The sequence below is a fragment of the Rubrivivax sp. JA1055 genome, assembly GCF_020966565.1.
Taxonomy (GTDB): domain Bacteria; phylum Pseudomonadota; class Gammaproteobacteria; order Burkholderiales; family Burkholderiaceae_C; genus Rubrivivax; species Rubrivivax benzoatilyticus.
The window spans coordinates 245,726-268,347 of record NZ_JAJKFP010000007.1 but is presented as its reverse complement, the minus strand read 5'-3'; the positions used below and the strand labels follow the sequence as shown (position 1 = coordinate 268,347).

23 protein-coding genes are annotated in these 22,622 nt (G+C 71.7%); 10 read left to right on the top strand and 13 right to left on the bottom strand.

The window, feature by feature from the left end; translation table 11 throughout:
* Positions 1-33 precede the first annotated feature (33 nt).
* A complete protein-coding gene (locus tag LOC65_RS17760; protein ID WP_009858293.1) occupies positions 34-690 on the top strand; it encodes a TetR/AcrR family transcriptional regulator in 657 nt (218 codons plus the stop codon).
* On the top strand, positions 690-1,469 hold the full coding sequence (locus tag LOC65_RS17755; protein WP_230248510.1) for a hypothetical protein: 780 nt from the start codon (positions 690-692) through the stop codon (positions 1,467-1,469). Before LOC65_RS17760 ends, LOC65_RS17755 begins: the two co-directional genes overlap by 1 nt.
* On the opposite strand, the gene LOC65_RS17750 is transcribed toward LOC65_RS17755, so the two are convergent.
* Positions 1,466-2,914 carry a wax ester/triacylglycerol synthase family O-acyltransferase gene (locus tag LOC65_RS17750; protein ID WP_230248507.1) on the bottom strand — a complete coding sequence of 483 codons (1,449 nt, stop codon included), beginning with the start codon at positions 2,912-2,914 and terminating at the stop codon, positions 1,466-1,468. The two genes, LOC65_RS17755 and LOC65_RS17750, sit on opposite strands and share 4 nt — an antisense overlap.
* An 84-nt stretch (positions 2,915-2,998) precedes the next feature.
* Between LOC65_RS17750 and LOC65_RS17745 the strand changes: the two genes are divergently transcribed.
* Positions 2,999-3,253 carry an acyl-CoA-binding protein gene (locus LOC65_RS17745; protein WP_014427063.1) on the top strand — a complete coding sequence of 85 codons (255 nt, stop codon included), beginning with the start codon at positions 2,999-3,001 and terminating at the stop codon, positions 3,251-3,253.
* A 4-nt stretch (positions 3,254-3,257) separates the two neighbouring features.
* Here LOC65_RS17745 and LOC65_RS17740 read toward each other — a convergent pair whose 3' ends face one another.
* From LOC65_RS17740 to LOC65_RS17730, 3 genes are read right to left on the bottom strand one after another with little or no spacing between them, the layout of a single operon-like run.
* The gene (locus tag LOC65_RS17740; protein WP_164962912.1) at positions 3,258-3,575 is read right to left on the bottom strand and encodes a polyhydroxyalkanoic acid system family protein; all 318 of its coding nucleotides are present in this window, start codon (positions 3,573-3,575) and stop codon (positions 3,258-3,260) included.
* Positions 3,572-4,651, bottom strand: a complete 1,080-nt coding sequence (locus LOC65_RS17735; RefSeq protein ID WP_230248505.1) for an aminopeptidase — start codon at positions 4,649-4,651, stop codon at positions 3,572-3,574. Before LOC65_RS17735 ends, LOC65_RS17740 begins: the two co-directional genes overlap by 4 nt.
* Entirely contained in the window at positions 4,651-6,696 is a 2,046-nt protein-coding gene (locus LOC65_RS17730) for a molybdopterin-dependent oxidoreductase (RefSeq protein ID WP_230248502.1), read from the bottom strand. The genes LOC65_RS17735 and LOC65_RS17730 overlap by 1 nt, the downstream gene beginning before the upstream one ends.
* A 146-nt stretch (positions 6,697-6,842) precedes the next feature.
* Here LOC65_RS17730 and LOC65_RS17725 point away from each other — a divergent pair, with 146 nt between their 5' ends.
* The 3 genes from LOC65_RS17725 to LOC65_RS17715 all read left to right on the top strand — a co-directional run bounded on the left by LOC65_RS17725 (position 6,843) and on the right by LOC65_RS17715 (position 9,664).
* Positions 6,843-8,039, top strand: coding sequence for a M20 aminoacylase family protein (locus LOC65_RS17725; RefSeq protein WP_230248501.1), 1,197 nt, complete (start codon positions 6,843-6,845; stop codon positions 8,037-8,039).
* A gap of 114 nt (positions 8,040-8,153) precedes the next feature.
* On the top strand, positions 8,154-8,711 hold the full coding sequence (locus LOC65_RS17720; protein WP_230248500.1) for a cysteine hydrolase family protein: 558 nt from the start codon (positions 8,154-8,156) through the stop codon (positions 8,709-8,711).
* Positions 8,708-9,664 (top strand): GlxA family transcriptional regulator, encoded by a 957-nt coding sequence (locus LOC65_RS17715; protein WP_230248499.1) that lies wholly within the window; start codon positions 8,708-8,710, stop codon positions 9,662-9,664. The genes LOC65_RS17720 and LOC65_RS17715 overlap by 4 nt, the downstream gene beginning before the upstream one ends.
* A gap of 4 nt (positions 9,665-9,668) precedes the next feature.
* Here LOC65_RS17715 and pgi read toward each other — a convergent pair whose 3' ends face one another.
* Positions 9,669-11,258, bottom strand: coding sequence for a glucose-6-phosphate isomerase (gene pgi, locus LOC65_RS17710; protein ID WP_230248498.1), 1,590 nt, complete (start codon positions 11,256-11,258; stop codon positions 9,669-9,671).
* Positions 11,255-12,208 carry a transaldolase gene (tal, locus tag LOC65_RS17705; protein ID WP_230248496.1) on the bottom strand — a complete coding sequence of 318 codons (954 nt, stop codon included), beginning with the start codon at positions 12,206-12,208 and terminating at the stop codon, positions 11,255-11,257. Before tal ends, pgi begins: the two co-directional genes overlap by 4 nt.
* Before the next feature lie 150 nt (positions 12,209-12,358).
* Between tal and LOC65_RS17700 the strand changes: the two genes are divergently transcribed.
* The 4 genes from LOC65_RS17700 (at position 12,359) to LOC65_RS17685 (ending at position 17,133) form a co-directional block, all read left to right on the top strand.
* Positions 12,359-13,936 carry an ExeA family protein gene (locus LOC65_RS17700; RefSeq protein WP_230248495.1) on the top strand — a complete coding sequence of 526 codons (1,578 nt, stop codon included), beginning with the start codon at positions 12,359-12,361 and terminating at the stop codon, positions 13,934-13,936.
* A 4-nt stretch (positions 13,937-13,940) separates the two neighbouring features.
* Positions 13,941-14,636 carry a general secretion pathway protein GspB gene (locus LOC65_RS17695; protein WP_230248493.1) on the top strand — a complete coding sequence of 232 codons (696 nt, stop codon included), beginning with the start codon at positions 13,941-13,943 and terminating at the stop codon, positions 14,634-14,636.
* 95 nt (positions 14,637-14,731) lie between these two features.
* A complete protein-coding gene (gene zwf, locus LOC65_RS17690) occupies positions 14,732-16,177 on the top strand; it encodes a glucose-6-phosphate dehydrogenase (RefSeq protein ID WP_230248492.1) in 1,446 nt (481 codons plus the stop codon).
* 59 nt (positions 16,178-16,236) lie between these two features.
* Complete coding sequence (locus tag LOC65_RS17685; RefSeq protein WP_037290474.1) at positions 16,237-17,133, top strand: MurR/RpiR family transcriptional regulator; 897 nt, start codon at positions 16,237-16,239, stop codon at positions 17,131-17,133.
* Positions 17,134-17,139: 6 nt separating this feature from the next.
* Here LOC65_RS17685 and LOC65_RS17680 read toward each other — a convergent pair whose 3' ends face one another.
* The 7 genes from LOC65_RS17680 to LOC65_RS17650 all read right to left on the bottom strand — a co-directional run bounded on the left by LOC65_RS17680 (position 17,140) and on the right by LOC65_RS17650 (position 22,608).
* Entirely contained in the window at positions 17,140-17,400 is a 261-nt protein-coding gene (locus LOC65_RS17680) for an STAS domain-containing protein (protein ID WP_009855438.1), read from the bottom strand.
* Between the two features lies 1 nt (position 17,401).
* Positions 17,402-18,022 (bottom strand): phospholipid-binding protein MlaC, encoded by a 621-nt coding sequence (locus LOC65_RS17675; protein ID WP_230248491.1) that lies wholly within the window; start codon positions 18,020-18,022, stop codon positions 17,402-17,404.
* A 68-nt stretch (positions 18,023-18,090) separates the two neighbouring features.
* On the bottom strand, positions 18,091-18,849 hold the full coding sequence (locus LOC65_RS17670) for a VacJ family lipoprotein (protein ID WP_230248488.1): 759 nt from the start codon (positions 18,847-18,849) through the stop codon (positions 18,091-18,093).
* A complete protein-coding gene (gene mlaD, locus LOC65_RS17665; protein WP_009855441.1) occupies positions 18,846-19,340 on the bottom strand; it encodes an outer membrane lipid asymmetry maintenance protein MlaD in 495 nt (164 codons plus the stop codon). The genes LOC65_RS17670 and mlaD overlap by 4 nt, the downstream gene beginning before the upstream one ends.
* A gap of 22 nt (positions 19,341-19,362) precedes the next feature.
* Positions 19,363-20,145: a lipid asymmetry maintenance ABC transporter permease subunit MlaE gene (mlaE, locus tag LOC65_RS17660; protein WP_009855442.1), complete on the bottom strand. Its 783-nt coding sequence runs from the start codon at positions 20,143-20,145 to the stop codon at positions 19,363-19,365.
* Positions 20,142-20,954 carry an ABC transporter ATP-binding protein gene (locus LOC65_RS17655; RefSeq protein WP_230248487.1) on the bottom strand — a complete coding sequence of 271 codons (813 nt, stop codon included), beginning with the start codon at positions 20,952-20,954 and terminating at the stop codon, positions 20,142-20,144. Before LOC65_RS17655 ends, mlaE begins: the two co-directional genes overlap by 4 nt.
* A 187-nt stretch (positions 20,955-21,141) precedes the next feature.
* Complete coding sequence (locus tag LOC65_RS17650; RefSeq protein ID WP_009855444.1) at positions 21,142-22,608, bottom strand: glutamate synthase subunit beta; 1,467 nt, start codon at positions 22,606-22,608, stop codon at positions 21,142-21,144.
* Between the last annotated feature and the right edge of the window lie 14 nt (positions 22,609-22,622).

The following is a 22,622-nucleotide window of genomic DNA, read 5'->3' as shown; positions in this document are numbered from 1 at the left end:
CCCCAGACCCCACGGTGCACAATGCGCCGCACCATGCCGACGCCCAAGAAGCCGCGGCGCACCGCGGAACGCATCCTCGAGGTGACGCTGGACCTCTTCAACCGGTTCGGCGAGCCGAACGTCAGCACGACGCTGATCTCGGCCGAGCTCGGCATCAGCCCCGGCAACCTGTACTACCACTACCCGGCCAAGGACGAGCTGATCAACGCGCTGTTCGACCGTTACGAACGTGCGCTGGACGAGTTGCTGCGTGCCGCCGACGGCGTGCGCAACGTCGAGGACGCGTGGCTGTTCCTGCACATGTTCTTCGAGCTGGTCTGGCAGTACCGCTTCCTGTACCGCGACCTGAACGACCTGCTCAGCAAGAACCGGCGTCTGGAAACGCACTTCCAGTTCGTGCTGCGCCACAAGGGCGAGGCGGTGCGCGAGTTGCTGGCCGGGCTGTCGGGTGCCGGCGCGGTGAAGCTGACACCCGAGGAGGCCGAGCCGCTGGCGACCGCGATGGTCGTCGTGCTGACCTACTGGCTGAGCTACGAATACGTGCGCGACCCGCGCCGGGCGCTGGAGCCCGAAGGCGCCGGCGCGGCGCTGGCGCGTGGCGCCTGGCACACGATGAGCCTGCTGCTGCCCTATCTGGACGCCGAGTCGCGCGCGCACCTGAACGCGCTGGCCGCGCCCTACCGCGCCTGATGGCGCGCTGGGTGCGTTTCCCCTGGCCCGACGCGGGCTACGTGCACGAGCCGGCGGCGCTGCGCCGGCGCTGGAAGCGGCTGCACGTCGGCGACGCCGAGCCGCTGCCGCGCGATGCGGCGCTGCTCGCGGCCTGGGCACGGCTGCACGCTGGCGAGTTCCGCGCCGCCTACGACGCCGCGCTGGCGCTGGGCCCGGCCGGCGTGACGCTGGCCAACAAGGCCCAGGCGCTGCAGGCGACCTACCTCGAACGCACCGAACGCACGCGGCTGGCGATGGTCGACGAGGTCGCGCGCCGTGCGCTCGCCCAGCAGAAGGCCGAACCCGCCAACCCGGCAGGCTGGTTCTGGCACGCCTACGCACTCGGCCGGCGCGCCGAGTCGCTGGACCTGCTGAAGCTGGTCGCCGAACGTCTGGCGCCGCAGGTACGGCAGTCGCTGGAACACACGCTGAAGCTGGCGCCGAAACACCCCGAAGCGCACCTGGCGCTGGCCACTTTCCACGCCGAGGCGATCGCGCGCGTCGGCCGGCTGCTGGCGATGACCGAAGGCGCCGACGCCGCCAAGGGCCTGGCGCACTACCGCCAGGCGCTGGCGCTGAACCCGGCGAGCGCGATCGTCAAGGTCGAGGTTGCGCGCGGGCTGCTGATCCTCGAAGGCGAGGCCGCGCGGCCCGAGGCCCGGCGGCTGCTGGCCGACGCGGCACGCCACGTGCCGGCCGACGCGATCGAGCGGCTGGAAGTCGAGGCGGCGAAGCTGGCGCTGCAGGCGGCGGCTTAAGCGGCCGCCCCGTCCTCGCCCGGCCAGGGCAGCATCATCGTCAGCCAGAGCAGCTTCTCGAACTCGGGCTCGAAACGTTCGACGATGGCCTCGGGGTCGGGGCACAGCGCGGTGTCGGCGATCAGACCGAACTGCACGCCACCGCCGTAGCTGAGCACGCTGACGCCCAGGCCGACGTCGCCCGAGGCCGGCACCCAGAACATCGTCTGGCGCAGCGTCGAGCCGCAGAACTTCAGCGGCTCGCGCGGGCCGGGCACGTTGGTCATCACCGCGGTGGTCTTGCGTGCGAAGAGGTTCAGGACCGCGTCCTGCACCGGCTTGACGAGGAAACCGGCCATCGCCAGCACCGCGAAGGCCAGCAGCGGCTGGTAACTGCCCTTCAGCTCGGCCATGCGCTGGCGCACCGCGTAGACGCGTTCGATCGGGTTGGTGATGCCGATCGGCAGCACCAGCGGCGCCAGGCCGAAGCGGTTGCCCAGCTGCCAGGCCTTGTCCATCGGCCGCAGGTTCACCGGCACCATGGCCCGGATCTCCTTGCCCGCCGGGTCGTCGCCGCATTCGTGCAGGTAGCGGCCGATCGCGCCGGCGACGCAGGCCAGCAGCACGTCGTTGATCGAGCAGCCCAGCGCCTTGCCGACGGCCTTGACGGTGTCCAGCGGCAGCGGTTCGTTCCAGGCCACGGCCTTCAGGCCGCCGGGCTTGCCTTTCAGCGCGGTCGGCGAGTCGTCGGCCATCAGCGCCAGCGACGCGGCGTCGTGCAGCACCTGCCAGCCGTGGCGCGCCACCGCGAGCGAGCCCCACAGCGGCGCCTGCGGGTGCGCCAGCATCTCCATCGAGCGGGCGACACCGTTGCCGTACATGCCGATCGCCTTGACCGTCAGGTCGGTGATCGGGCGCAGCACCGCGTCGGCCAGCCAGTCGTGTTCATGCGAGTGGTCGTGGCCGTGCGCGTGCTGCGGGTGCTTCGGCGGCTCGGCGCCGCCGTCGGTGATCGACAGCATCACCGAGATCAGCGCGATGCCGTCGGCGATGCAGTGGTGCAGGCGCACGACGATGGCCGAGCCACCTTCGTAGCGCTCGATGAGGTGGAACTGCCACAGCGGGCGCTGGGGGTCGAGCGGCGTCGCGGCGAGTTCGGCGCACAAGGCCTTCAGCGCGGCGCGCTCGTCCTGGCCGCGGCGGCGCGGCAGCTTCGTCGTGACGACGTGGCGCGAAAGGTCGAAGTCATCGTCCTCGACCCAGGAGGCGCCGAGCAGGTCGGGCACGGCGCGCTGGCGGAAGCGCGCGTAGCGCAGGAAGCGCTCCTCGACACGCCGCCGCAGCGCGGCCAGCGTGATGCCGGGTTCCAGCAGCCAGACCCCGACGATCATCATCAGGTTGACGTCGTTGTCCATGCGCAGCCACGCGGTGTCCACGCGTGACATGCGCTCGGCGTCAAGACTCATGCGCTCCTCCGCTTTTTCGCGGCACGATGGCCGCTAACATCGGGAGCGTCAAGCCCGGATCACGGGTCAGAGGAGACCTGCACCATGCCGCAACTCAAGGCTGCGTTCGAAAAGGCCGTCGCGGAAAGCAAGTCGCTGCCGGCCAAGCCCGACAACGCGACGCTGCTGAAGATCTATTCGCTCTACAAGCAGGCCACGGTCGGCGACGTCGAAGGCGACCGCCCGGGCTTCACCGACTTCGTCGGCCGGGCGAAGTACGACGCCTGGGCAGGCTTGAAGGGCACGTCCGCGAACGAGGCGATGCAGCAGTACATCGACCTCATCGAGGATTTGAAGTAAGGCGTCAGCCGCGCTTCTTCGCGTCGCCCGCGTGGCGGGCGAGCTGCTGGTCGAGGTTGCTGCGGATCTCGCGTTCGATCGTCTTGCTGAAGGCGCCGAGCAGGAAACCGAGCTTGGCGTCGAGGTCGAAATGATCGGCGGCGACGACCAGACGGCCGTTGACGCCGCTGCGGCGGAACTCGACCGTGTCGCTGCTCTCGCCGCGCACGATGCGGCACTGCATGTCGAACTGGGTGCGGCATTGTTCGGCCCAGTCGTCGGCCACCGCGCGGGCCACGTCCAGGCCCAGATCGTGTTCGCGTCGGATGCGGATATCGCTCACTCGTCAACTCCTGTCGCCGCGGCGGCGGCCAGTGCCGCACGTCGCTCCGCCTTGGGCAGCGCGGCCAGCCGCGCCACCTCGGCATAGAACCGTTTGAAATCGGCGCCTTCAGCCTCGAAGAGCCGCTCGAACGCCGGCACCCACTCGTCGTAGGCCGCCTGCACGCCCAGCGCCGCGTTGTTCGCATTGTCGAACCAGGCGTCGTAACCGGCATAACCCGCCCACTCGCCGGCCTTCAGCGCTGCGTGGCGCGCGCGCATCGCGGCCATCAGCTCGGCCTTGCGGGCGCGTTTGGTCGCGTCGTCGGCGTCGCTGGCGTACAGCGCGCGCAGTGACTCGCGCGTCTCGCCGACGAGCGCGCGGAAGGCGCGCCGGCGAGCGTCGAAACGTTCGTACTCGGCACGCGCCGCGGCGTCGGCGTGTGTGTCCAGCCAGCGCCGCACACCCAGGCGCTCGACCGCGGTGGCGAAGGACTCGTTGAACGGCGTGTCGTCCTGCGCGTAGGCGACCTGGTGCGCGAGTTCGTGGAACACCAGCCGCGCCAGTTCGCCTTCGGGCCAGCCGATGAAGGTCGACAGCAGCGGGTCGCCGCCCAGCCACTCGCTCCAGCCCAGCGTCGAATAGGCCGGCACGCCGTAGACCCAGACCTCGCGGCCTTCGGCCTTCAGCTCGGCGGCCAGCGCATCGGCGCCGTCACGCCGGAAGTAGCCGCGGTAGCCGACGCAGCCCATCACCGGCCAGCACCAGGTCTGCAGCGTCAGCGACAGCTCGGGCGCGGCGACGACGTTCCAGACGACGGCCTTGCGGTCGAGCTCGGCATAACGTTTGTAGCTGCGGTTGTCGGGCAGCTTCAGCTGGGCGACGGCGAAGGCGCGCAAGCGCTGCGCCCGTTCCAGACGGGCGTGCAGGGCCGGCGGTGTGGCCGGGTCGGCCAGCCAGTCCTCGACCGGGCGCGAGCGCTGCAGCAAATCGAGATGGCCTTGCAGCGCCTGGGCGACGTAGCCGACGTTGCTGCAGCCGGCCAGTGCCGTCACGGCGGCCAGCACCGCGACCCCGCCGGCACGGCGCGCGTGCATCAGGCGGCCGCCACCTCGACGAGGCAGTCGTAGAAGCTCGGCGCGCGGCCGATGTCGGTGAGCCGCTGGTGCGTCAGCTCGTTGACGTTGGTGCCGTCGCGGCCCAGCTTGCGCCACCAGACGCCCAGGCCGACGACGACGCCCGGCCGCGCGCGTGTGCTGACCGCCGCGGCGCAGCGGTACTCGCCACGTTCGTTGAACACCCGCACCTCGGCACCATCGGCGATGCCGCGTGCGGCGGCATCGTCGGGGTGGATCTCCAGCAGCGGCTCGCCTTCGACGGCACGCAGGCTCTTCACGTTGACGAAGGTCGAGTTCAGGAAGTGGCGCGCCGGCGGCGAGATCATCGCCAGCGGGAAACGCGCCGCCAACTCGGGCGTCGTCTCCGCGCATTCGTTGTTCGGCACGTGGTCGGGCACACCCAGCCCCGGCACGTCGACGATGGCCTTGCCCGACGGTGTCGGGAAGCCGTTGGCGAACGGCGCCTCGGCGACGTCCAGCCGGGCCCAGCCGCGCCGCTCCAGCGAATCGAGATCGACACGGTCGGCGAGGAAGGCGCGCCGCGCCAGCGTCTCGTCGTCGTCGGCAAAACACGGGTCGTCGAAACCCATCCGTTCGGCCAGCGCACGAAAGATCGCGGCGTTGGAGCGCGCCTGGCCCACCGGCTCGATCGCAGGCTTGTTCAGCAGCGCGTAGGTGTGGCCGTAGGCGGTGTGCGCGTCCCAGTGTTCGAGCTGGGTCGTCGCCGGCAGCACGAAGTCGGCGTGGTCGGCGGTGTCGGTGAGGAAGTGCTCCAGCACGACGGTGAACAGGTCCTCGCGTGCGAAGCCGGCGACGACCTTGCGGCTCTCGGGCGCCACCGCCACCGGGTTGCTGTTGTAGACGACGACGGCCTCGATGCGCGGGCCGAAGGCCGGCGAGGCTTCGCGCAGCAGGTCGTCGCCGATCGTGCTCATGTTGATCGTGCGCGGCTGGCGGCCGGCCAGCAGGTCGGGACGCTGCAGCCAGGCGTCGTCGCGCCGGCCGGCGAACCAGCCCGAGGCCGACAGCAGCAGACCGCCGGCGCGATGCCGCCAGGCGCCGGTCAGGCAGGGCAGCAAGGCGATCAGGCGCACCGCGCTGCCGCCGCCGTGCACACGCTGCATGCCGTAGTTCAGGCGGATCGCCGCCGGTTTCGTCGTGCCGTAGTCGCGCGCCAGGCCGCGGATCTGCTCGACCGTCAGGCCGCAGACCGCGGCAGCACGTTCGGCCGGCCACTGCAGCGCACGTTCACGCAGCGCCGGCCAGCCGTCGACGTAGCGTTCCAGGTAGTCGTGGTCCAGCCAGTCGTGGGCGATCAGCTCGTGCATCAGCGCCAGCGCCAGCGCGCCGTCGCTGCCGGGGCGCAGCGCCAGGTGTTCGTGGCACTTCTCGGCGGTCTCGGTGCGCCGCGGGTCGATGCAGACGAGTTTGGCGCCCTGGCGCTTGGCGGCCTGGGCGATGGTCCAGAAGTGCAGGTTCGAGGTGATCGAGTTGCTGCCCCAGATCAGGATCAGCCGGCTCTCGGCGAAGTGCTCGACGTGCATGCCGGCCTTGATGCCGTAGGTCGCCAGCAGCGCCTCGCTGCCGGCCGAGGCGCAGATCGTGCGGTCCAGGCGCGAGGCGCCGAGCTGGTGGAAGAAACGTGCCGCCATGCTCTCGCCCTGCACCAGGCCCATCGTGCCGGCATAGCTGTAGGGCAGGATGGCCTCGGGGTCGCGCGCGGCGATGGCAGTCAGACGCGCGGCGATCGTGTCCAGCGCCTCGTCCCAGGACACAGCCACGAACTCGCCGCGGCCCTTGGGGCCGACGCGTTTCAGCGGCGTCAGCACACGCTCGGGGTGGTAGGTGCGCTCCGGGTAGCGGCTGACCTTGGTGCACAGCGCGCCGTTCGTCGTCGGATGCTCCGGGTCGCCCTGCACCCGCACCGCACGGCCGTTCTCGACGGTGACCCGCATCGCGCAGGTGTCGGGGCAGTCGTGCGGGCAGGCGGCGTGCACGACGCGGATGTCGGGAGCGGCGTTCATGGTCGGAGCGTGGCGGTAGGCGGCGCGAAGGCCGAGATGGTGCCATGCGACCGCCGGCCCGCCGCTCGACACGGTATCTCCCCGGCGACCGATGCGGCGCGGGATCGGGGCTAGGATCGCCGTTTGGCCGTCCCCTGCCCTGCCCGATGAAGCTGATCGATTCCATCGTCGCCGACGCCGCCGGCATCGCCACGCTGCGACGTGACCTGCACGCCCACCCCGAGCTGTGTTTCGAGGAACAGCGCACCAGCGACCTGATCGCCGCCGCGCTGGAAGGCTGGGGCATCCCGGTGCACCGCGGGCTGGGCAAGACCGGCGTCGTCGGCATCGTCAAGAACGGCAGCTCGGCGCGCGCCGTCGGCCTGCGTGCCGACATCGACGCGCTGCCGATCACCGAGAAGAACACCTTCGCGCACGCCAGCCGCCACGCCGGCCGCATGCACGCCTGCGGCCACGACGGCCACACGGCGATGCTGCTGGCGGCCGCCCAGCACCTGGCGACGAACCGGAACTTCGACGGCACCGTGTACCTGGTGTTCCAGCCGGCCGAAGAAGGCGGCGGCGGCGCGCGCGAGATGATCCAGGACGGCTTGTTCGAGCGTTTCCCGATGGAGGCGGTCTTCGGCGCCCACAACTGGCCGGGGCTGGAAGCCGGCCAGTTCGCGGTCAAGACCGGCCCGGTCTTCGCCAGCAGCAACGAGTTCAAGGTGACGATCCGCGGCAAGGGCGCGCACGCGGCGATGCCGCACAACGGCATCGACCCGGTGCTCGTCGCCTGCCAGCTGGTCAACGCCTGGCAAGGCATCGTCACGCGCAACAAGCGCCCGATCGACACCGCGGTGATCTCGACGACGATGATCCACGCCGGCGAGGCGACCAACGTCATCCCCGACAGCGTCGAGCTGCAGGGCACGGTGCGCACCTTCACGACCGAGGTGCTGGACCTGGTGGAGCGCCGCATGCAGCAGGTGGCCGAAGCGACCTGCGCGGCCTACGACGCACGCTGCGAGTTCGAGTTCCACCGCAACTACCCGCCGACGATCAACCACCCGGCCGAGACCGAGTTCGTGCGCCGCACGCTGGCCGAGGTGGTGGGCGCGGCCAACGTGCTCGAGTTCGAGCCGACGATGGGCGCCGAGGACTTCAGCTTCTACCTGCAGCAGCAGCCCGGCTGCTACTTCGTCATCGGCAACGGCGACGGCACGCACCGCGAGGCCGGCCACGGCCTGGGGCCGTGCATGCTGCACAACCCGAGCTACGACTTCAACGACGCGCTGATCCCGATCGGCGCCTCGGCCTGGGTGCGGCTGGCCGAAGCCTGGCTGGCGCAGCCGCGGCCCTGAGGCCAGGACAGCGGATGTCCTGAAACGTCCGCCTCGCGTCCGGTTCGGGCCCGGCGCGTGCACACTGCGAGAGGCACGATGCGGTCACCTTCCACCACCGCACGAGGCCTTCCGATGTCCACCGCCGTCCTGTTGATCGACGTCCAGCAGTCCTTCACCGCGCGTCCCTACTGGGACCCGGCCGCCGCGCCGGCCTTCCTGGAGCGCGTGAACACGCTGCTCGCCGGTGCCGCCGAACGCGGACTGCCGGTGGTGCGCATCCTGCACACCGACGGCCCGAAGAGCGCCGACAACCCGTTCGCGCTCGAAAGCGGCCTCGTGCGCCCGCTGGACGGCCTGGCGCCTTACGACGCCGCGGCCAGCTTCCTGAAGCAGCGCCACAGCGCGCTGGTCGGCACCGGCCTCACGGTCTGGCTGCACCAGCAGGGCATCCGCCGGCTGATCGTCGCCGGCATCCGCACCGAGCAGTGCTGCGAGACGACGACGCGCCACGCCAGCGACGAAGGCTGGGAGGTCGACTACGTCACCGAGGCCACGCTGACCTTCGCGATGACGACACCCGCCGGCCGCACGCTGAGCCCGGCCGAACTCTACGAGCGCACCGAGACCGTGCTCGCCGGGCGTTTCGCGACGATCTGCAGCGTCGAGGAGGCCTTGCGCCGCGCCGCATGATCGACATCGTCTTCGTCGTCCTGCCCGACACGCTGCTGCTGGACCTGGCCGGCCCGGCCGAGGTCTTGCGCCTCGCCAACCAGCAGCTGCAGCGCCGCGGCCGGCCGCCGGCCTTCCGGCTGCGCCACGTCGGCCCCGAGCCGCAGGCGGCGAGTTCGGTCGGCGCGACGATCGCGGCGCTGGAGCCGCTGCCGGCCGACTTCGACCGCGAGACCTGGGTCGTGCTGCTGGGCCAGCCCAGCGGCAGCGAGAGCGCGCTGCAACAGCCGCTGCCGGCGCACTGGGCCGCGACACGCCGCTGGCTGGCCGAGGCGGTGGCGCCGCGCCTGGGCGCCGGCGTCGAGCTGCTGACGGTCTGCGCCGGCGCGCTGCTGGCGGCCGACGCCGGCCTGCTGGCCGGGCGGCGCTGCACGACGCACCACGAGATGCTCGGCGAGCTGCAGCGCCTGGCGCCGACGGCCCAGGTGCTGGCCAACCGCCTGCTCGTCACCGACGGTCCGGTGGCGACGAGCGCCGGCGTCACCGCCGGCATCGACCTTGCGCTGCACGCCGTCGGGCGCGTCTGCGGCGAGGCCGTGGCGGCGGCCGTGGCGCAGACGATGGTCGTCTTCCACCGCCGCGGCAGCGAGGACCCGCAGCACTCGGCGCTGCTCGCCGGCCGCGAGCACCTGCACCCGGCGCTGCACCGCGTGCAGGACGCGGTGCTCGACGACCCGGCCGCCGACTGGCCGCTGGAGAAACTTGCCGCGCTGGCCCACGTCTCGCCGCGCCACCTGGCGCGGCTGTTCGCCGAACACGTGGGCAGCAGCCCACGCGCCTGGATCGAGGACCTGCGTGTCGCGCTCGCCGAACGTGCGCTGCGCGAAGGCCGGGCGACCAAGCAGGCGGTCGCCGAAGCCGGCCTCGGCGGCACGCGCCAGTGGCGGCGCGTGCGCGCGCGGCGCAGCGCCTGAGGCCTCAGCCGCGCAGCTTGGCCAGCAACCCGGCGGTGCTGGCGTCCAGCCCTCGCGTGTCGCCCGAGGCCAGGCGCGGCAGCAGGTCGTTGGCCAGCGCCTTGCCGAGCTCGACGCCCCACTGGTCGAAGCTGTTGATGCCCCACAGCGCGCCGCTGGTCCAGACGCGGTGCTCGTACATCGCCACCAGCGCGCCCAGCGCACGCGGCGTCAGCGCGTCCAGCACGAAGGTCGTGCTCGGCCGGTTGCCGGGGAAGGTGCGGTGGCGCGCGAGCACGTCGCGGTCCAGCGTCGCCGACGCCGTCGGCACCGTCTCGCCGCGCGCCGCCTCGGCGGACTTGCCCAGCATCAGCGCCTGGCTCTGCGCCAGGCAGTTGGACAGCAGCTTGGCGTGCAGGTCGGCGTGCGCATGCGTCGGGTGGCGCACGGCGATGAACTCCACCGGGATCACGTCGGTGCCCTGGTGCAGCATCTGGAAGTAGGCGTGCTGGCCGTTGGTGCCGGGCTCGCCCCAGACGACCGGGCTGGTGGCGTAGGGCAGCGGCTCGCCGGCCAGGTCGACACGTTTGCCGTTGGACTCCATCTCCAGCTGCTGCAGATAGGCCGGCAGCCGGCGCAGGCCCTGGTGGTAGGGCGCGACGCTGCGGCTGGTGAAGCCGTGGAAGTTGCGGTACCAGACGTCGAGCAGGCCCAGCAGCATCGGCAGGTTGCGCTCGACCGGCGCCTCGGCGAAGTGGCGGTCCATCGCGTGCGCGCCGTCGAGCAGCGCGCGGAAGTTGGCCGCGCCGATGGCGATCGCGATCGGCAGGCCGATCGCGCTCCACAGCGAGTAGCGCCCGCCGACCCAGTCCCAGAAGCCGAAGGTCGTCGTGATGCCGAAGGCCGCCGCGGCGCTGACGTTGGTCGTCGTCGCGGCGAAGTGGCGCGCGATCTGCTCGACCGTGCCGCCGTGGGCCAGGAACCAGGCGCGCGCGACCTGCGCGTTAGCCATCGTCTCCTGCGTCGTGAAGGTCTTGGAGGCGACGATGAACAGCGTGCGCTGGGGGTCCAGCTTCGCCAGCAACGGCGTGATGTCGTGGCCGTCGACGTTGCTGACGAAGTGCAGCCGCCGGCCCGGGTCGCCGTAGGACTCGAGCGCGGCGACGACCATCTGCGGCCCGAGGTCGCTGCCGCCGATGCCGATGTTGACGATGTCGGTGATCTGCGCGTCCAGCCGCACCTGCTCGGCGTAGGCCAGCATCGCCGCCAGCACCGCGTGCACCGGCTCGCCGTGCGGCGCGGCGCCCAGCGGCGCGCGCAGCGCGGTGTGCAGCACCTCGCGGTCTTCGGTGAGGTTGGCGACCGCCCCGGCCAGCATCGCGTCGCGGCGCGCCGGCAGCTCGCACTCCCGCGCCAGATCGGCGAGGAGGTGCAGCGTCGCCGTGTCGAGCAGATTCTTCGACAGGTCGGCGAAGATCTCCGGCGCCTGCAGCGACAGCGCCTCGAAGCGCGAGGCGTCGCGCGCGAAGGCTTCGCGCAGGTCCAGCGAGCGGCCGTGGGCCTCGTAGTGGCCGGCCAAGGCGCTCCAGGCTTCGGTGCGGTCGCAGCGGTTCATCGTCTGGCTTCCTCGATCAGCGCGTCCAGCGCGCGGGCGTCGGCGGCGAAGGCGCGGATGCCTTCGGCCAGCTTCTCGGTGGCCATCGCGTCCTCGTTGAGCGTCCAGCGGAACGCGGCCTCGTCCAGGTGCACGGCGGGCAGGTCGGCGGCCTGGGCCTCGGCAAGGTCGAGCGCCCGCGCCACCGGCGCGTCGGCGGCCTGCAGCTGGGCCAGCAGCTCGGGGCTGATCGTCAGCAGGTCGCAGCCGGCCAGAGCCAGGATCTGGCCGACGTTGCGGAAGCTCGCGCCCATCACCTCGGTGGCCAGGCCGTGGCGCTTGTAGTGGCGCCAGATCGTCGTCACCGACTGCACGCCGGGGTCGGCGGCGCCGCTGTTCGCGGCGGCGTCCCAGGCGGCGCCGGCGCGCGCCTTGTGCCAGTCGAGGATGCGGCCGACGAAAGGCGAGATCAGCGTCACGCCGGCGTCGCCGCAGGCCACGGCCTGGCCGAAGCCGAAGAGCAGCGTCAGGTTGCAGTGGATGCCTTCGCGCTCCAGCACCTCGGCGGCGCGGATGCCTTCCCAGGTCGACGCGATCTTGACCAGCAGGCGCTCCGGGCCGACGCCGGCGGCGCGGTACAGCGCGGCGATGCGGCGGCCGCGTTCGATCGTCGCCGCGGTGTCGAAGGACAGGCGGGCGTCGACCTCGGTGCTGACGCGGCCGGGCACGACCTTCAGGATCTCCAGGCCGAAACGCACCAGCACCTCGTCGACGATCTCGTCGAGCGGGCGTGCGGCATGCGCGGCCACGGTTTCGGCCAGCAGCGGTGCGTACTCGGGCTGGCGCACGGCCTTCAGGATCAGCGACGGGTTGGTCGTCGCGTCACGCGGCGCGAACTGGGCGAGCTGGTGGAAGTTGCCGGTATCAGCGACGACGGTCGTGTACTGGCGGAGCTGGTCGAGCTGGTTCATGAGGGATCGGCGTGGAGTCTGGATTGCACCGCGTGCGCCCCCGCAACCGTGTGACACGGATGCGAAATGGAGCGTTGCCGGGCCTCGCTATGCTAGGCGTCTTCGCGCCCCCCGTCGCGCCGCAACGCCCCACGACCGATCCGGACCCCGATGTACGCGAGCTTCTTCGGCCTGCAGCGCGAGCCCTTCTCGATCGCACCCGACCCGCGTTTCCTCTACATGAGCGAAGCGCACCGCGAGGCGCTGGCGCACCTGCTCTACGGCCTGTCCGGCGGCGGCGGCTTCGTGCTGCTGACCGGCGAGATCGGCGCCGGCAAGACCACCGTCTGCCGCTGCTTCCTGGAGCAGGTGCCGGCGCACTGCGACGTGGCCTACGTCTTCAACCCCAAGCTCGACGCGCTGGAGCTGCTGCAGACCGTCTGCGACGAGTTCCGCCTCGAGGTGCCGGCCGGCGCGGCGACGGTGAAGGCCTACGTCGACGCGCTGAACCGTTTCCTGCTCGCCGCGCACGCCGCCGGCCGCCACGCGGTGCTGGTCATCGACGAGGCCCAGGCACTGGCCCCCGGGGTGCTGGAACAGCTGCGCCTGCTGACCAACCTGGAGACCGACGAGCGCAAGCTGCTGCAGATCGTGCTGATCGGCCAGCCCGAGCTGCGCACGATGCTGGCGCGGCCCGACCTGGAACAGCTCGCCCAGCGTGTCATCGCGCGCTACCACCTGCCGGCGCTGGACGCGGCCGAGACCGCGGCCTACGTGCGCCACCGGCTGGCGGTCGCCGGGCTGGCCGGCGAGCCGCCGTTCGACGACGAGGCGCTGGCGGCGCTGCACCGGCTCTGCGGCGGCGTGCCGCGGCGCATCAACCTGCTCGCCGACCGGGCGCTGCTCGGCGGCTACGCCCAGGGGCAGCGGCGCATCGGCCGTGCCATCGTCGAACGTGCGGCGCACGAGGTCTTCGGCACGACACCGCCGGCGCCCACGCCGTCGCGTGCGCCGGTGGCGGCCGCGGTGCTGGGGGCCGCGGCGCTGGCGGTCGGCGCCCTGGTCTGGCAGGCCGGGCGCGGCGACGCGAGCGCGGCGCCGGCGGCCCCGGTGGCGCAGGCGGCCACGCCGGCCGCGACGGTGGTCAGGGCCGCGGCCTTCGCCGCTTCGGCTGCGGTGGCCGACGCACTCGACGCCGAGGCGCTGCTGGCACGCGCCGCCGCGCGCGAGGCCGACGGCTGGCGTTCGCTGGCCACCCGCTGGAACGCCGAACCCGGCGCCGGCGACCCCTGCACCGCGCTGGCCGCCGGCGGCCTCGCCTGCTGGCGCACGAAGACCGGCCTGGCCCAGGTGCGCGATCTCGGCCGCCCGGGCCTGCTGACGCTGCACGCCAGCGACGGCCGCCGCGGTGTCGTGCTGCTGACCGGTCTGTCGGGCGAACACGCGACGCTGGCCTTCGCCGACGGCGGCCAGGCGACGGTCGATCTGGCGACGCTGGCGACGCTGTGGCGCGGCGAGTTCGCGACGCTGTGGCGCCCGCCGCCGGGTTGGGGCGTGCCGGGCGGGGCCGAGGCCCTGGCCGGCTGGCTGGACGAACGCCTGCCCGGCCGCGGCGTGCTGGCGCCGCGCATCGTCGCCTTCCAGGTCGCGCACGGGTTGCAGCCCGACGGCCGCGCCGGCCCGCTGACGCTGATGCAGATCCTGCCCGCCGACGGCGAGACCGTGCCGCGGCTCGCGCTCACCCGCTGAGACCATGTCCTACATCCTCGACGCCCTGCGCCGTGCCGACGCCGAACGCGAGCGCGGCGCCGTGCCCGGCTTGCACTCCCAGTCCGCCACGCCGCCCGCGGCGGCCGCACCGCCGGCGCCCCGGCGCGCATCGTGGGTCGCGGGCGCCGCGGCGCTGGCGGTCGTGGGGCTCGGCGTCGGCGTGTGGTGGAGCACGCAGCGCCCGTCGCCGGCTTCGGTCGTCGTGGCGCAGACGCCGCCCGCGCCCGCCGCGCCGCCGATGGCGCGTGTCGACCCGCCACCCGCGCCCCCCGCGGGGGCGTCGGCCGAGGTGGCCCCCGTGCCGCGTGTCGGCCCGCCCCGCATCGTGACGCCGCCGGCCACGATGGCCGAGCCGCCGCGCCGGGCGGCCGCGACCGAGCCGGCGCCGGCCGCCGCTGCGGCCGGCCCGCGCGCCCCCGCCGACGCCCGGCCGGGAACCCCGGCCGCCGAACGTGCGATCCCGATCGAGCAGCTGTCGGCCGAGCAGCGCCGCGGGCTGCCGCAGCTGTCGATCGGCGGCGCGATCTACTCCGAACAGCCGGCGGCGCGCATGCTGCTCGTCGGCGGCCAGTTGCTGCACGAAGGCGACGTCGCCGCGCCCGGGGTGACGCTGGAGCGCATCGGCCCGCGTTCGGCCGTGCTGCGCTGGCGCGAGCTGCGCTACGAAGTGGCTTACTGAGCCGCCGCAGGCCGGCTCCGGATCGCCCCGCGGTTGACCGGCATGAAACCGCGGAGCATGATCCGGACGAAACAAAGTTACATGCACGCCCCGACATGTCCTTCGACCTCGTCTTCTTCGGTGGCACCGGCGACCTGACCTGGCGCAAGCTGCTTCCGGCGCTGTTCCAGGCCTGGCGCCACCACAAGCTGCCCGAGGGCGGCCGCATCCTCGCCGTCGCGCGCGACGAACGCAGCGACGACGAGTACCGCGCCTTCGTGCGCGAACGTTTTGCCGCCGTCGACAGCAGCAAGCGCCCGAACGACGCCGAGTTCGACGCCTTCGCGCAGCTGCTGCACTACCGGCGCATGGACCTGTCCAAGCCGGAGGACTACGCCGGCCTGAAGGGCTGGCTGGCCGAACGCGGCGCCGACACGGCGCTGATGTACCTGGCGACCAGCCCCTACCTGTTCCCGGTGATCTGCGAACAGCTCGGCGCCGCCGGCATCGTCGGCCCGCACGTGCGCATCGTGCTCGAGAAGCCGCTGGGCCACGACCTCACCAGCGCGCAGCAGATCAACCGCGTCGTGCGTTCGGTGTTCGACGAGCGCCAGGCGCTGCGCATCGACCACTACCTCGGCAAGCCCGCGGTGCAGAACCTGATGGCGCTGCGTTTCGGCAACGCCTTGTTCGAGCCGCTGTGGCGGCGCGAGTGGATCGCCAACATCCAGATCACGCTGGCCGAGTCGCTCGGCGTCGGCACGCGCGGCGACTACTACGACCGCACCGGCGCGCTGCGCGACATGATCCAGAACCATGCGCTGCAGCTGCTGACGATGATCGCGATGGAGCCGCCGTCGTCCAGCGCCGCCGACGCGATCCGCGACGAGAAGCTGAAGGTGCTGCGTTCGCTGCGCCCGTTCACGCCCGAGACGGTGGCGCGCGACGTCGTGCGCGGCCAGTACCGCGCCGGCAGCGTCGAGGGCCAGGCGGTGCCGGGCTACCTCGACGAGGTCAAGGTGCCGCCTGGCAGCCGCTGCGAGACCTTCGTCGCGCTGCGCACCGAGATCCAGAACTGGCGCTGGGCCGGCGTGCCTTTCTACCTGCGCACCGGCAAGCGCCTGGCCGGGCAGGACGCGCACATCGTCGTCAACTTCCGCGAGGTGCCGCACCCGATCTTCCCGGGCACGCGGCGCGCCAACCGTCTGGTCATCAAGCTGCAGCCCGAGGACGGTCTGGAGCTGCACCTGCTGGCGGCCACCGGCGGCAGCCGCGACGAGCTGCTGTCGCCGGTGTCGCTGGACCTGGACTTCGACCGGGCCTTCCCGAGCGAGCGTGTCGGCGCCTACGAGCGCCTGCTGCTCGACGCCATCGCCGGGCGGCTGAACCTGTTCGTGCGCAGCGACGAGCAGGAGCAGGCCTGGCGCTGGGTCGAGCCGGTGCTGGACGCCTGGAACAACGACCCGACCGGCCCGCGCCCCTACGCGGCCGGCAGCTGGGGCCCGGCGGCGGCCAGCGCGCTCGTCGCGCGCGACGGCTGTGCCTGGGCCGAGGAACAATGAACACCTTCCCGCCCCCGACCCCGCGGCCCGTCCGCGACCCCGCCGCCGAACTGAGCCCGATGCTCGAACGCATCCGGGCCTCGATCCCGGCGCTGCCGCCGGCCGAGCAGCGCGTCGCGCGCCTGCTGCTGGCCGACGCCCGCGGTTTCGCCAGCCTGCCGGTCGGCGAACTCGCCGAACGTGCGCGCGTCAGCAAGCCCACCGTCGTGCGCTTCTGCCGCAGCGTCGGCTACGACGGCCTGGCCGACTTCAAGATCAAGCTCGCCGGCAGCGTCAACGAAGGCGTGCCCTTCGTGCACCGCGCCGTCGAGGAGGACGACAAGCCCGGCGACCTGGTCATCAAGGTCGTCGACAACGCCGTCGCGGCGCTGCTGCGCTACCGCAACGCCGCGGCCAGCCAGGCGATCGAGGACGCGATCACGGCACTGACCGAAGCCGGCCGCCACAGCCGGCGCATCGAGTTCTACGGCGTCGGCAACTCCGGCATCGTGGCGCTGGACGCGCAGCACAAGTTCTTCCGCCTGGGCGTCAACTCGATGGCCATCAGCGACGGCCACGTGCAGGTGATGAGCGCGACGATGCTCGGCGAAGGCGACTGCGCCGTCGTCATCAGCAATTCGGGGCGCAGCCGCGACATCCTGGACGTCGCCGAGATCGCGCGCCGCAAAGGCGCGACGGTGATCGTCATCACCGCCAGCGGCTCGCCGCTGGCGACGCTGGCGCTGGGCTCGCCGGGCCACGTCCTGCTGGCCGCCGACCACCCCGAGGACGCCGACCGCTACAGCCCGATGGTCTCGCGGCTGCTGCACCTGACGATCGTCGACATCCTCGCCACCGGCGTGGCGCTGCGCCTGGGCTCGGCCGCGCTGCGGCCGACGCTCTCGGAGATCAAGAAGAACCTGCGCAACCGGCGTTATTCCGACGGCCAGCGGCTGGCCGAAGACGCCGGACGCTGAGCCGGTTCAGGCGGCGGCCGCCGCCGGCAGGCCCAGCAGTTCGTCGACACCGTACAGGCGAGCCAGCTCGACGAGCTGGGCCGGGGCGCCGTCGACACGCAGCGTGCGCCCGCGCGCCGCAGCCCGGCGCCGGGCCTCGAGCAGCAGCGCGACCGCCGAGCTGTCGAACTCGGCGAGCGCGCTGGCGTCGACGACTTCGGTGTCGTCACCGAGCTGGCGCAGCAGGTCCGGCGCCTGCGCCAGCATGGCGGTCGCGGGCAGCTTCATCTCAGCCCTTCTTGGCGGGCTGGACCGGCGCCTTGTTGCGTTCGACGAGCCTGGCGATCAGGCCGTCGATGCCGCCGGCGCCGAGCTCCTGCGCGAACTGCGAGCGGTAGCTCTGCACCAGCCAGATGCCGCCGACGTTGACGTCGATGATCTTCCAGGCGCCCTGCACCTGGTCGAGGCGGTAGTCGAGCTTGATCGGCTCGCCCTTGCCGCGCACCTCGGACTGCACGACGACCTGCGTGCCGCCGGGCACCGGCTGGGTCTTCGTGATCTCGACGGTCTGGTCCTTCAGCTGCGTCAGCGCGCCGGCGTAGACCCGCACCAGCAGCGTCTTGAACTCGGCCTGCAGCTTCTGGCGCTGCTCGGGCGTGGCGCTGCGCCACTGCGGGCCGACGGCCGAGCGCGTGACGGTCTCGAAGGCCACCGCCGGCATCACCTTCTGGTCGACGAGCGCGACGATGGCGTTGATGTCGCCGGACTGGATCGCCTTGTCGTTCTTGGCCGTCGTCAGCACGTCGTTGGAGATCGTGCGCACGAAGGCATCGGCCGCGCCGGGCTGGGCGTTGGCGCCGGCGATCAGGAGGCCCAGCATCGACAGGCCGGTGAGGAGTTGCTTGAACATCGTTTGCCTTTCGGTTGCGTGCACGCCGCGAGGCGTTGCCGCTTCAACGCACGGGCCGCCAGGGCGGTTCACCGTGCCGGCTCGGCCTCGTCGTCGCCGTAGTCGTCGTAGTCCTCGAGCGGCGGAGCGCCGTCCCAGACCTGGTCCAGCCGCCGCGACAGGTAAGCGTCACGCACGAACGAATAACGGTCGAGCGCGACCTGGTCGAGCAACTGGGTCGTCGACAACAGATCGCTGCGGGCGTTCAACAGTTCCATCGCCAGCACGCCGTAACCGCCGGCATCGGTCTGCGGCAGCCGCGACGGGGCGAACATGCGGTCGACCGGCCAGGCCAGGCCGTCGCGCACCGACGAGGGGCCGAGCAGCGGCAGCACGACATACGGCCCGGGGCCCACGCCCCAGACGCCCAGCGTCTGGCCGAAGTCCTCGCTGCGGCGGTCCAGCCGCAGTTCGGTGCCCCAGTCGAGCAGGCCGAACAGGCCCATCGTCGTGTTGACGAGCACGCGCGCACTCATCTCCAGGCCGTCGGCCGGCTTGCCCTGCAGGAACTGGTTGGCCGCTGACCAGACGTCGCGGATGTTGCCCAGCACGTTGGCGACGCCGGTGCGCACGATCTGCGGCACGACGTCGCGGTAAGCCTCGGCGGCCGGGCGCAAGACCGCCTCGTCGACCTTGTCGTTGAACGCGTAGACCTTGCGGTTCCAGTTCTCCCACGGGTCCGCCGGCGACGCGACACGCGCCGGCGCGTCGCTGGTGGCGGGCGCCGGCGCCGTCGCGCAGCCCGCGGCGAGCGCGGCGACGCCCAGCGCGGCGGCCAGGCGCTTCACGGCGCGGCTCCCGGTGCGGTGGCGCCGCTGCCGGCCTCGGCCGCCTTGCCGGTCATGAACTGGCCGATGAGGTTCTCCAGCACGACGGCCGACTGGGTCTGCGCGACGATGTCGCCGGACTTCAGGTTCTGGTCGTCACCGCCGGGTTCCAGCCCGATGTACTGGTCACCCAGCAGGCCGGAGGTGAGGATCTTGGCCGCCGAGTCCTTGGGAAACTGGAAGCGCTGGTCGATGTCCATCTCGACGACGCCCTGGAAGGTCTGCGGGTCCAGCGAGATCGACTTGACGCGGCCGACGACGACGCCGGCGCTGCGCACCGGCGCCCTCGCCTTCAGCCCGCCGATGTTGTCGAAGCGTGCCGTCAGCGCATAGGTGGCGCCGCTGCTGCTGAAGCTGCCCAGGTTGGCCGCCTTCAGCGCCAGGAACGCGAACGCGCACAGGCCCAGCAGGACAAACAGCCCGACGAGCGTCTCGATACCCTTCTTACCCATTCTTTTCCTCGGCGACGCCGGATCACGGCGTCGAGAACATCAGTGCGGTCAACAGGAAGTCCATGGCCAGCACCGCCAGTGACGCGATGACCACCGTGCGTGTCGTCGCATGGGCCACGCCCTCGGGCGTGGCCTGCGTCTCGTAACCCTGGTACAGCGCCACCGCGGTGCAGATGACGCCGAAGACGAAGCTCTTGACGATGCCGTTGCCGACGTCGCGCCAGACGTCGACGCTGCTCTGCATGATCGACCAGAAGTTGCCGGCGTCGACACCGATCAGCAGCACCGCGACGACCCAGGCTCCCAGGATGCCGATGGCCGAAAACAGGGCGGCCAGCAGGGGCATCGAGATGATGCCGCCCAGGAAACGCGGCGCCAGCACGCGGCTGCGCGGGTCGATCGCCATCAGCTCCATCGCGGCGAGTTGCTCGCCGGCCTTCATCAGGCCGATCTCGGCGGTCAGCGAGGTGCCGGCGCGGCCGGCGAACAGCAGCGCCGCGACCACCGGGCCGAGCTCGCGCACCAGCGACAGGTTGACGACGAGGCCCAGGCTCTCGGCGGCGCCGTAGGTCACCAGCGCGTAGTACATCTGCAGCGCCAGCACGAAGCCCACCGCCATGCCCGAGGCCAGGATGATGACCAGCGAGCGGTTGCCGATGGCGTGGATCTGCGCGACGACCAGCGAGAAGCGGCGCAGCGCCGCCGGCGAGTGGCGCAGCAGATCGACGAAGAAATAGGCGGCGTGGCCCAGCGCCCGCAGCCATTCCAGCGTGAAGCGGCCGATGAACTGCAGCGCGGCCGTCATGCGCCGGCTCCCAGGTCCTGCGCCAGCGGCGGCGCCGGGTAGTGGAACTTGACCGGTCCGTCGGGCTCGCCACGGATGAACTGGCGCACCTCCGGGTCGTCCGAGCGCGACAGCTCGGCCGGCGTGCCTTCGGCGACGATCGTGCCGCCGGCACGCATCAGGTAGGCGTAGTCGACGATCTGGAAACACTCCTGCACGTCGTGCGAGACGACGAGCGAGGTCGAGCCGGTGGCGTCGTTGAGCTTGCGGATCAGGTTGGCGGTGACGCCCATCGAGATCGGGTCCAGCCCGGCGAAGGGCTCGTCGTACATGATCAGCTCGGGGTCCAGCGAGATCGCACGCGCCAGCGCGATGCGCCGCGCCATGCCGCCGGAGACCTGCGAGATGCGCAGCGCCGCGGCGCCGCGCAGGCCCACCGCGTTCAGCTTCATCAGCACGATGTCGCGAATCGCCGACTCGGGCAGATCCGGGAAATGCTCGCGCAGCGGGAAGGCGACGTTCTCGAACACCGTCAGGTCGGTGAACAGCGCGCCGAACTGGAACAGCATGCCCAGGCGGCGGCGCAGGCGGAACAGCTGGTCCTTGTCGCGCGTGTCGACCTGTTCGCCGTCGAAGACGATGCGCCCCTGGTTGGGCGGGTAGACGCCGCCGATCAGCCGCAGCAGCGTCGTCTTGCCGCAACCCGAGCCGCCGAGGATGGCCGTGACCTGGCCGCGGCGAAAGGTCATCGAGACGTCGCGGAGGATCGTCCGCTCGGCGTCGTAGCCGAACGTGACGTGGTCGATCTCGATGAGCGTGTCGGACTTCAAGCGCTGCGCGTCGCGGCCTGTCGGCCCCGACCTAAACGAATCGTGGGTCGGTAATTTTCGCACGAGGCTCCGGAGGCTGCGGGTCGACCCGCATTCACCCCCGGTAAAGCCTTGTGAACGGCGACGTGACGGAAACGAAACGGGGTCAGGTCTCGAAAGACCTGACCCCAGCCTTCTTTCGCCTTGTTTAGCGCGGCAGCAGCGACGAGCCGGTCAGGAACTCGTCGACGGCGCGCGCGCACTGGCGGCCTTCGCGGATCGCCCAGACGACGAGCGACTGGCCACGGCGCATGTCGCCGGCGGCGAAGACCTTGGCGACGCTGGTGCGGTAGCCGCCGGCGGCCTCGGTCGTGGCCGCGGCGTTGCCGCGCGCGTCCTTGGCGACGCCGAAGGCTTCGAGCACGCTGGCCACGGGGTTCGTGAAGCCCATCGCCAGCAGCACCAGATCGGCCTTCCATTCCTTCTCGCTGCCCGGCACCTCGACCATCTTGCCGCCCTGCCACTGCACGTTCACCGTCTTCAGGCCGGTGAGCTTGCCCTTGGCGCCGACGAACTCCTTGGTCGCGATGGCGAACTCGCGCACGCAGCCTTCCTCGTGGCTGGAGCTGGTGCGCAGCTTGGTCGGCCAGTACGGCCAGGTCATCGGCCGGTCTTCCTGCTCGGGCGGCATCGGCATCAGCTCGAACTGCGTGACGCTGGCCGCGCCGTGGCGGTTGCTGGTGCCGACGCAGTCGCTGCCGGTGTCGCCGCCGCCGATGACGATGACGTGCTTGCCGTCGGCCCGGATCTGGCCCTTGACCTTGTCGCCGGCGACGACCTTGTTCTGCTGCGGCAGGAACTCCATCGCGAAGTGCACGCCGTCGAGGTCGCGCCCGGGCACCGGCAGATCACGCGACTGCTCGGCGCCGCCGGCCAGGATGACGGCGTCGAACTCGGCCTGCAGCTGCTCGGCCGAGACCGTCTCCTTGGCGTCGTTCGTGACCTTGCTGCCCTTGGGCAGCGCGCCGACGAGCACGCCGGTGCGGAAGACCACGCCTTCGGCCTTCATCTGCTCGACGCGGCGGTCGATGTGCGACTTCTCGAACTTGAAGTCCGGGATGCCGTAGCGCAGCAGGCCGCCGACACGGTGGTTCTTCTCGAACACCGTCACCTCGTGGCCGGCACGCGCGAGCTGCTGCGCCGCGGCCAGGCCGGCCGGGCCGGAACCGACGACGGCCACCTTCTTGCCGGTCTTGGCCTTGGCCGGCTGCGGCTGGATCCAGCCTTCGGCCCAGGCGCGGTCGACGATCGCGTGCTCCAGGCTCTTGATGCCGACCGCGTCGCCGTTGACGTTCAGCGTGCACGCCGCCTCGCAGGGCGCGGGGCAGATGCGGCCGGTGAACTCGGGGAAGTTGTTCGTCGAGTGCAGCACCTCGATCGCGTTCTTCCAGTCGCCGCGGTAGACGAGGTCGTTCCAGTCCGGAATGACGTTGTTGACCGGGCAGCCGTTGTTGCAGAACGGCGTGCCGCAGTCCATGCAGCGTGCGCCCTGGATCTTCGCCTTCGGCTCGTCGAGGCCGATGACGAACTCCTTCCAGGTCTTCAGACGTTCGGCGACGGGCGCGTAGCCCTCCTCCTGGCGCTCGAACTCGAGGAAGCCGGTGACCTTGCCCATGATGGTTCTCGTCC